The sequence below is a fragment of the Paraburkholderia sp. BR10937 genome (assembly GCF_040965695.1).
In the GTDB taxonomy this organism is placed as follows: domain Bacteria; phylum Pseudomonadota; class Gammaproteobacteria; order Burkholderiales; family Burkholderiaceae; genus Paraburkholderia.
The window spans coordinates 52,050-59,549 of sequence record NZ_JBFRCL010000055.1; the positions used below are offsets into that span (position 1 = coordinate 52,050).

8 protein-coding genes and 1 pseudogene are annotated in these 7,500 nt (G+C 64.6%); 5 read left to right on the forward strand and 4 right to left on the reverse strand.

Features of this window, described 5'->3' with window-relative positions; translation table 11 throughout:
- The first annotated feature begins 222 nt into the window (after positions 1–222).
- From AB4Y44_RS33155 to AB4Y44_RS33165, 3 genes are all read left to right on the forward strand, one after another.
- Positions 223–663: an Hsp20/alpha crystallin family protein gene (locus AB4Y44_RS33155; protein WP_368701906.1), complete on the forward strand. Its 441-nt coding sequence runs from the start codon at positions 223–225 to the stop codon at positions 661–663.
- A 201-nt stretch (positions 664–864) separates the two neighbouring features.
- Positions 865–1,140: a DUF6566 family protein gene (locus tag AB4Y44_RS33160; RefSeq protein WP_342924715.1), complete on the forward strand. Its 276-nt coding sequence runs from the start codon at positions 865–867 to the stop codon at positions 1,138–1,140.
- 32 nt (positions 1,141–1,172) lie between these two features.
- Positions 1,173–1,481, forward strand: coding sequence for a hypothetical protein (locus AB4Y44_RS33165; RefSeq protein ID WP_368701907.1), 309 nt, complete (start codon positions 1,173–1,175; stop codon positions 1,479–1,481).
- Between the two features lie 190 nt (positions 1,482–1,671).
- Here the strand turns inward: AB4Y44_RS33165 and AB4Y44_RS33170 are convergent, their stop codons facing one another.
- From AB4Y44_RS33170 to AB4Y44_RS33180, 3 genes are all read right to left on the reverse strand, one after another.
- Positions 1,672–2,949, reverse strand: a complete 1,278-nt coding sequence (locus AB4Y44_RS33170) for an SUMF1/EgtB/PvdO family nonheme iron enzyme (protein ID WP_342924716.1) — start codon at positions 2,947–2,949, stop codon at positions 1,672–1,674.
- A gap of 133 nt (positions 2,950–3,082) precedes the next feature.
- Positions 3,083–3,739, reverse strand: coding sequence for a helix-turn-helix domain-containing protein (locus AB4Y44_RS33175; RefSeq protein ID WP_368701912.1), 657 nt, complete (start codon positions 3,737–3,739; stop codon positions 3,083–3,085).
- A 284-nt stretch (positions 3,740–4,023) separates the two neighbouring features.
- Positions 4,024–4,485 carry a universal stress protein gene (locus AB4Y44_RS33180; RefSeq protein WP_342924717.1) on the reverse strand — a complete coding sequence of 154 codons (462 nt, stop codon included), beginning with the start codon at positions 4,483–4,485 and terminating at the stop codon, positions 4,024–4,026.
- A 327-nt stretch (positions 4,486–4,812) separates the two neighbouring features.
- Here AB4Y44_RS33180 and AB4Y44_RS33185 point away from each other — a divergent pair, with 327 nt between their 5' ends.
- The gene (locus AB4Y44_RS33185) at positions 4,813–6,375 is read left to right on the forward strand and encodes an MFS transporter (protein WP_368701913.1); all 1,563 of its coding nucleotides are present in this window, start codon (positions 4,813–4,815) and stop codon (positions 6,373–6,375) included.
- A 138-nt stretch (positions 6,376–6,513) separates the two neighbouring features.
- On the opposite strand, the gene AB4Y44_RS33190 is transcribed toward AB4Y44_RS33185, so the two are convergent.
- Positions 6,514–7,104: an acyl-homoserine-lactone synthase gene (locus AB4Y44_RS33190; RefSeq protein ID WP_368701908.1), complete on the reverse strand. Its 591-nt coding sequence runs from the start codon at positions 7,102–7,104 to the stop codon at positions 6,514–6,516.
- 210 nt (positions 7,105–7,314) lie between these two features.
- Between AB4Y44_RS33190 and AB4Y44_RS33195 the strand changes: the two are divergent.
- Positions 7,315–7,500 (forward strand): annotated as a pseudogene (locus AB4Y44_RS33195) (XRE family transcriptional regulator); the annotation flags it as partial.

Consider the following 7,500-nt stretch of genomic DNA (forward strand, 5'->3'; position numbering starts at 1 on the left):
TCCCGATGCCTGTCACCATCGGCCATGAAACGTCGCTCTCGAGATGCTGCGGGGCCTCTTGAAATCTCCGTTCCACGCGCTATTTTATTCATCGCTCAGGCAGTCGCGATAAGCGCTGCGTGTTTCGATTTGTTTGTCGGCGGGGTTTCCCACGGACATGCGGACTGGAGCGCGTGGTTCCATTCGTCCTCCGTGTCGGCCCCGGTTTTCCAGGAGCCAGTCATGAGCGATCCCTTCTTCAGCACCGATCTGCTGGGCGAATTCGACCGCCTGCAACGGCAGATGGCCAGCCTCTTTCCAGCCTTTCCCACAAGCCTGCGCGCCACGCGCAGCGAGACGTTTCCGCTCATCAACATCGGCAGTACCGACGACCGTGTCGAGATCGTTGCGTTTGCACCGGGGCTCGACCCGGCGGCGATCGACGTCTCGATTGACAAGGGACTGCTGACGATCAGTGGCGAACGCAGGCCGTCGGAGCGGCAAGCGGGTGACGATACACGCGTGTACGCCAGCGAACGCTTCATGGGGGCGTTCCGGCGCGTCATCGAGCTGCCTCAGCACGCGGATCCCGGGAACGTCAATGCGCGCTACGCAAATGGTTGCCTGACCATCAGCGTCGGACGATCAGAGGCATCGAAGCCGCGCGCGGTCACCGTGCAGTGAGCGCGGCGTGAACCATGAGACCACGGAGGACATCATGAACGACAACACTGAACTGGCTACGGGTGCGGCGCGCAACGACATCTCCGCAGATGTGCGCGGCGAACCGTCGAAGCAGCGTTAGGCATATGCACAGGAATGTTTCCGGTCGTGCGGCGCGGGCCGCCGGGTCCGCGCCGTTTCGGCACATGCGCTCAGACAACCATGGACGATACACGCAATCAGAACTGGAAGGGCTTCGCGATCGAAACCAGCGCAATTGCTGTGCGGCACTGCGTCCTCCCGCAGGGATCAGGCAGATACGTGGCCATTGTGCGTATCCGGCACGGCGAGCAGACAGTCGAGGACTGGCATCTGCCTTGCGTCGCACAGCGCTGGGCGAGCGCGGACGACGCACATCGGGAGACGGTCGAGTACGCCATCCGTGCAATCGATGCGGGACGCTTCGCAAATACGAGGCGACCAGAATCATCCGGGTGAAGACACGGCTCCATTCTTGACGGGAGACGTCAATGCTCAGTCCACACGAATTTGCAACCCTGATGCTGGTTCGCCAGGCACCGGACCAGCTCGACATGAACCGCGCCGAACTCGACGCGCTCCTCGAACGCCAACTGGTGATGCTGGAACACGGCTCCGCGGGCAGGCGGCGCGCGCACCTGACGGAAAGGGGGCGGACAATCCTCGACGTGCTGCATCCGGACAGCGTTGAGCGGCGAAATCGCGCGCCCGGGGCTAACGCGGGCGGCGACGCCGGGGACGTGGTTTCCAGGCCAGTGTTCGCCGCGATGGATTCCGCAATGCCGCAAGACGGAGGTTGAATACCGGTGTCCCGAATGACGACTGCCGCAATGGCAGTTGCGCATATCAGGTGCAGGGAACGTCACATGGTACAGCGATTGACCAAGGCAAAGCTCGCTGCGTCGCGTGCATCGCACAAGGCGTAGCTATCCGCCGGACGGTTGGTTTTCAAGCGATAGTGAGTTTTTGCTTCAACTATCGCTTAACTTGTCAGTTGCGCACGCAGCGAAATCCCGCATAAACATACTGATAACGCGGTTGAAACCAGTTGCGGAACGTTGGCCGCAACATGCACTGGGCCGTGCGCGGCGAGCCGCCTTTCATTGCGTAGTGCTGACCGTCGAAGAAGTTCGCCGAATACCCTTCGTAGAACGGGAACGCCTTGAAGCCCGGCAGCGGACCAAAGAGCGTAGAGGTCCATTCCCAGCCGTTGCCGTACAGGCCTTCCACGCCCCACGTGCTGGCGCTGTCCGGCGTGGCGTCGACGGCCACCGGGTTCCAGTCGCGGAAATCGAAGTTGTCGCTGCGGCCGGGCAGTGCGCCGTGCGCCGCGCGCTGCCACTGCGCCTCGCTCGGCAGTGCCATGCCGCGCCAGCGCGCAAAGGCACTGGCCTCGGCGTGGCTCACATACACGGGCCACGCAAGCGGCAATGCGATGTCTTCGAACATCGTGCGCAGCGTCCAGCCTTCGGGGCCGCGCGACCAGAACACGGGGTGCGCCACGCGTGCGCTTTCCTTCCAGGCCCAGTCTGCGTCGTTCCAGAGTTCGCGCTTGTCGTAGCCGCCGTCCTCGATGAATTCGAGAAACGCGCCGTTCGTCACCATGTAGCGGTCGATCTCGAAGGCCGGCACGTCGACCTGCTGCTCACCGAACTCGTTGTCCCAGCCGAACAGGCCACGCTCGGCGGTCATGCCGAGTTCCGTGCGGCCCGCGGGCACCGGCACCGTTCCGGCCTTGACCGTACGGAGCGGGTCGGCGCGCTCGCCCGTCGCGGCGGGCGCCTGCTTTTGCTCGAACGGCAGCTGGTGGAGCATGTAGGCGAGCGTTTCGACGTGCATGAGCCGATGTTCGATCGCGACGTTCAGCAACTGCCCCGGCGTGTCGTGATTCGAGGCATCGGGCGGCAGGTCGAGCGTCGAGAGCTGCGCGTCGATGCGGCTGCGTGCATCGCGTCCGTAGGCCAGGACTTCGGCGAGGTCGGGCCAGTCGGCGCGCACGTCGGTCGGCAGGCCGCCATCGACAGGATCGATCCCGAACGCGAACAGCTGGTCGAGGCGCGCATCGGCGGAGGGCAAGTCGAACAGGCGCTTGTCGAAGAGGTTACGGTCAAATGCTTCCAGATGACCGATATAGAACACGATACGGTGGCGCTCGCGAATGGGCCGCTCGTACAGAAACTCGGGTTTGACGACGTTGAAGAGCGCGTCGCTGGCGCCGCGCGCCGCTTCGAGGCGGGCCGCGAGCGTGGGGGATTGCGGGAGATGCATTTCGGCCATTCTCCTTGCGTGGGCGTAGTACGGAACTTTAACCCTGCGCAGGAGTTGTGCCAACGCGTTGCCGCGCCAGTGAGGTGCGGCGCCGGCACCCCGGGCGCGCCGCCCGCCCGGGGTTTGCCGCGAATTACAGATGCCGCAGACCTTCGATATCGATAATACGGATCAGCTTGCCCTGTGCGTCGATCAGGCCGCGCTTTTGAAATCTCGACAGGGTGCGGCTCACCGTTTCGAGCGTCATGCCGAGATAGCTGCCCATGTCCTCACGGGTCATGCGCAGGTTGAACTCCGCATGCGAATAGCCGCGCTGGCCGTTGCGTTCGGAAACGTCGAGCAGGAACGCGGCGACGCGTTCGTCGGCGGAGAGCGAGCCGAGCACCATCATTTGCGACGATTCGCGGATCAGCTGCTCGCTCATGAGGCGGTGCAGCCGGTCCTGCATGGCGCCGGTTTCGCGGCACAAATGCTTGAGGGCCGAGTAGGGGATGAGGCAGACCGAGCTGTCTTCGAGCGCCACGGCGCTGCAGGTGTGGAAGCCGGTGCTGATGCCGTCGAGGCCGAGCGGGTCGCCGGCCAGACGCAGGCCGGTGACCTGCTCGCGGCCGTCGCGGTGCGCCATGACCGTCTTGAGCGAGCCGGAGCGCGCGACGTAGAGGTTGTCGAATGTGTCGCCGGCCCGATAGAGGGCTTCGCCGCGCCGCACACTGCGCGCGGAGCAGATCAAGGCTTCGAGCTTTGGCAGGTCGTCGAGCGTGAGGCCCTGGGGCATGCACAGGTGCCGCATGGCGCACACCGAACAGCGCGTGGACGTGCGCGGCGCCGTCGTCAGGGGCGCGCGATTGCTGCGGCGCACGGTGGTTTGAGACGTGACGGTATGGTTCAGCATGGACAATGCTCCTTTGATTTCTGTCCAGGCATTGTCTACCGGGGTCGAATCTCAGATTAGTGGCAAAGCGACGCGCATTTAAGATGAATCGTTTTGAGGCTTGTCAGAAGCCGCTCGCGCGGCGTCTGACGGCGCGCAAGCGACTTTCCAATAAGACGCAAAACGGCCTGCTTTCCATGCGACTACTGCCCGGCATTTCCGGCGGCCGACGGGATCAGGAGGACAGGCAGCGTGGACTGCCGCACGCACCGCTCGGCAACGCTGCCGAGGATGAGGCGCTGGAAGCCCCGGCGGCCGTGCGTGCCCATCACGATCAGGTCGGCGCCCGCGGTCTTCGCGGCATTGAGCACGAGCGTCGGCACGTCGTCGAGCGAGGACGCTTCGCCCGTGACCATGGCGCCTTGCACGCCACGCTCGCCCATTGCCTTGTCCATTTCTTCCGCGAGTTCGTTGCCCTGCGCGATCATCTGGTTGCGCAGGATCGACGGGTCGTAGCCGGGCGCGTCGAAATACATGGGCGTGTTCTCGATCACGTAATACGGCTGCAGCGTCGCGCCCATTGCCTTTGCCAGGTCGAGCGCGGCTTCGAAGGCGCGGCGCGAGGTGGCGCTGCCGTCGACGGCGACAAGGATGCGTGTGTACATAAGACCTCCTCTTTGAGTGGGATCGAGAATCGCGCGGCCCCGGGCGATGCTGCGGCGAGGCGGGCGCGGCGTGTCGTGACTGGCGAGAAGCTTAATGGATCGCAGGTAAACACGCAGCCGGACTGTATGAAATGTGGAAGGTGCAGGAAGGAAGATCAAGTGGGTTGCGTCGGAATACCACAGCGCCGTCTGGTTTCGTTTGCTATGTCGTTATGTTGCACGCGCACCGGCATACCGCTATCGTTGCCTCTTTTTCGCTCCGCGCAGTCTTCCCCTTCCGTGAAACCTTCCTCCGCTCACCTGCCGTTTCGCGACGCGCTGCTGGCCATGCTCGGCATCGGCCTCGTCAACATGCTCGTCGCACTCGATCAAACCGTCGTCAGCACCGCTTTGCCCTCGATCGTCGCCGAACTGCACGGTTTCGAGTTCTACGCGTGGATCGCGAGCGCCTACCTGCTGGCCTCGGTCGTGACGGTGCCCGTGTTCGGCCGGCTCGGCGACTACTTTGGCCGCAAGCGCTTCGTAATCGCCGCGGTGATCGTGTTTACGGTGGCCTCCGTGCTGTGCGGGCTCGCGACCGACATGCGTTTTCTGGCGGCGGCGCGGGCGCTGCAGGGCGTTGGCGGCGGGATGATGGTGGGCACGGCGTTCGCCTCGATTCCCGATCTCTTCCCCGACCCGCGCGCGCGGGTGCGCTGGCAGGTCGTCATGGCGGCCGCCTACGGCATCGGCACGGCGGCGGGGCCTTCGCTGGGCGGCTGGCTCAGCGAGCACTTTGGCTGGCGCTCGACCTTTCTCGTCAATCTGCCGGTGGGCGCGCTTGCACTTTATTTCATCTGGGCGCATCTGCCGCGCTACCAGCCGGCGCGTACCGGCGAGGTGCGCATCGACTGGACGGGCGCCGCGCTCGTCGCACTGGTGCTGGGCGGCTTCCAGACCCTGATCGAGGCGGTACCCAAGAGCGGCCTGACGGCCGGCAACGGCATGCTCGCGCTGGCGGTACTCGCCGGCGCGGCGACGCTGCTGGCCTGCGAGCGCCGCGCGACGCACCCGATCATCCCGCTCGACCTGTTTCGCGACCCGCAGCTCGTCACGTTGTTCACGCTCTCGACGCTTTCGGGCTTCGTGATGTTCTCGCTGATCTTTTTCGCGCCGCTCCTGCTGCAGGGCGGTTTCGGGCTGTCGCCCCAGGAGGCGGGCCTGCTCGCCACGCCGATCGCCGCCTGTATCGCGCTAGGCAGCCTGATCAACACGCGCATCGTGATCCGGCTGCGCAAGCCCACGACGATTCTCACCGTCGGCTTCAGCCTGCTGGCCGCGGCTTCCGCCGGTCTTGCCTTCGCGTCCCGGCACACGGCTCACCTCTGGCTCGAGCTGGCGATGTCGGCGGTGGGTATCGGGCTCGGCTTCATCCTCAACAACCTGAATATCTTCGGCCAGGAGATTGCCGGGCGGGAGCGTTTCGGCATCACGACCGCCTTGCTGCAATCCACGCGCATGGTAGGCGGCATGCTCGGCACCAGTGTCGTGGCGACCATCGTCAACCATCGCTATGCGGCCGGAGTGGGGGACGCGCTGGCGGTCATCGGCGCGCCGCTGCAACAGCGCTGGCAACCCCAGCTCGCCGATCCGCGCGTGCTGATCGACCCGTCGCTGCGCGAGGGCCTCGTCGCGCAGATGAAGGCGGCGGGGCTCGACGGCGCGGCGCTGATCGATGCGGTGCGCCACGTACTGGTGGACGCGATCCATCTGGGGATCGGCCTGACGGGCTGCGCGGCGCTCGTGGCGGCCCTGTGCGTGGGGCGGATTTCCCACATCCGCTTCAGCCGCAGCGCCTCGGCGGCGCCGAAAAGTGCGGAAGTGCGCGCCGACGAGGTCAAGGCCGATTAGGGCGCTTAGCGTTCGGGTGTAGGCAGTCGGCGCAGGTTTTCGGGTTATATTTGTCTGACAAAAACAACGCATGCCTGGCTGAGCGAGCAAGGCGGCAACACCTGGCCAGCGCGTATTTGTCCCTGCGCGGCGTCGCCTTCAGGCGGCGTGGGCCATCGCCCCGAACAGCGCGTGGTGTGTTTGCTGGCTCATCGCGATTTCCAGCGCGACGGCATTTTCCACGCCAATGCGCATCGGCGCGCCGAGTCGCGTCAGCTCGATGCCCGTGCGGCGCAGCAGGCGCTCCATCGGCGTCATGGTGACCGTCACATAGCTGTTGATGCCCGCCCGGTCGGCGAACGAGACGACCGCGCGCATCGCGCTCATGGTCACATCGGCGAAGCCGAACGCCTGGTCGTTGCCCGACTCGATGGCGAAGCGGCTCAGTTCCCAGATGTTGCGGGACGTAGGCGCAGCCTTGCCCTGCAGCAGTTGCGGGAAGGTGTCGCGCAGCATGTTGGGGCCTTCGGTGGGCATCAGGCGCCAGCAGCCGCGCACGTGGCCCGCACCGTCCTGAATCAGCATGTAATGGGGCCCGAGCGCGTCGTAGCCGTCGATTTCCATCCCCGCGATGGTGGGAATGTCCCAGCCCAGGCGGTCGCGGAACACGCGCGCGCGTAGCCGGTACATCTCATTGATGTCCTCGTTGTCGAAGTCCTGTCTCAGTCCGATCCGTATCGCAGCTTGCATGACAACTCTCCCGATTTGTGTGGAAGCGCGGCAGTACGGTTCGAAAGCTATGCGTTATGAATATAAAAAAACACCTATCTAGATAGGTAGGTGCGCAGATAGGGCCTCTTAAGGAGAATCACTTCCGCGGCAGTCACTCATCAGGCATATCTGACAGCGAGAGTCATCATGGAACTTATGGGCAATCAATGACACTCGGGTGCGAATACCATGTCGTCCCCCGGGGATCTGTCCTCGGTCGTCGACCGCGTCCTGATCATTGCGTATCGGAAGAAGAAAGAAAGCCAGCGCCGCTTCTGGGCGCGTTTCGGCGTGACGCAGTCGCGCGGCAGCCGGTTCGAGTCGGGCGCGGAGATTCCGCCGCCGGTGTCGATCCTGCTCGGGCTGTATTTCAAC